This window comes from Aeromicrobium sp. PFPM2_SD2 (assembly GCF_057364525.1).
On the sequence record NZ_JBNFNZ010000615.1, the window covers coordinates 1 to 1,140 of the forward strand.

General features: G+C 75.6%; 2 protein-coding genes. One reads left to right on the forward strand and one right to left on the reverse strand.

Going from position 1 to position 1,140, the window contains the following annotated elements:
• A partial coding sequence (locus AC2W7G_RS16875; RefSeq protein ID WP_485869457.1) for a GAF domain-containing protein occupies positions 1 to 308 on the reverse strand: 308 nt, incomplete at its 3' end.
• Between the two features lie 209 nt (positions 309 to 517).
• Between AC2W7G_RS16875 and AC2W7G_RS16880 the strand changes: the two genes are divergently transcribed.
• Positions 518 to 1,140, forward strand: a 623-nt coding sequence (locus AC2W7G_RS16880; protein WP_485869458.1) for a DNA polymerase III subunit delta, incomplete at its 3' end; no start/stop codon positions are given.

The following is a 1,140-nucleotide window of genomic DNA, read 5'->3' on the forward strand; positions in this document are numbered from 1 at the left end:
GGGGCCGCCGGAAGGGAGGAAGCCGCTCGAATGCGCAGCTCGGCCTCGACCGCCGCGACGGTCGCGCGGACCAGAGACAGGCTCTGCGCCCCGGCCACCTCGTCGCCGCCGGTCAGGTCGAGGACGCCGAGCAGCGCCCCGGTGTCGGGGTCGTGGATGGGAGCGGCCGAGCAGCTCCACGGCGTGACCGGACGGGCCAGGTGCTCGGGACCGAAGATCTGCACCGGGCGGTCGAGCGCGAGAGCGGTGCCCGGCGCGTTGGTGCCGGCGCTGGCCTCGCTCCAGTCGGCGCCCTCGACGAAGTTCATGCCCTCGGCCCGTGACCGCAGCGCGGACGCCCCCTCGACCCACAGCAGGCGGCCGGCGGCGCGCTCGACCTGCTGCGGCCGACGTGGGCACCCGGACGTTCCGCACCGACGCGACGGCGACCTGGCCGCGTCGTCCGCGACGGCCGGCTGTCCGGTCGTGACCCGCGTCGACCGGACGGCGCGTCGTCCCGGTGACTAGGCTGGCGCCCATGGCGTCCCCCTTCGGCTCGATCCTGCTCGTCACCGGCGGCTCGGAGTTCCTCGCCGACCGGGTGCGGCGCAAGGCGGTCGCGCAGGTGCGCGAGGCCGACCCGTCCTGCGAGGTCGCCGAGGCCGAGGCCGGACGCCTCGTGGCCGGCGAGCTCGCCGCCCTGACCAGTCCTTCGTTGTTCAGCGCCGCCAGCGGCCTGGTCATCACCGGCCTGGAGGACCTCGGCGACGCCCCGCAGGCCGAGCTGCTCGCCTACGCCGCCGAGCCGTCGTCGGACGTCGCGGTGGTGCTCGTGCACGGCGGCGGCAACAAGGGCAAGGGCCTGCTCGACAAGCTGCGCAAGAGCGGTGTCGTCCACGAGGTGAAGGTCGAGGCGCCCAAGTACGAGCGCGACCACGTCACCTGGGTCCGCCGCGAGGTCACCGACCTCGGCTCGGCGATCGACGAGGAGGCCGCGGCGCTGCTGGTCACCGCGGTCGGTCAGGACCTGCGCGCCCTGGCCGGTGCCGCCGACCAGCTGGTGAGCTCGGTCGGGCAGGGCGAGCGCGTCGACCGCGACGTCGTCGCCCGCCTACTTCGGCGGCGCGCGGACGTGCGCGGCTCGAGATCGCGACGCCGCGC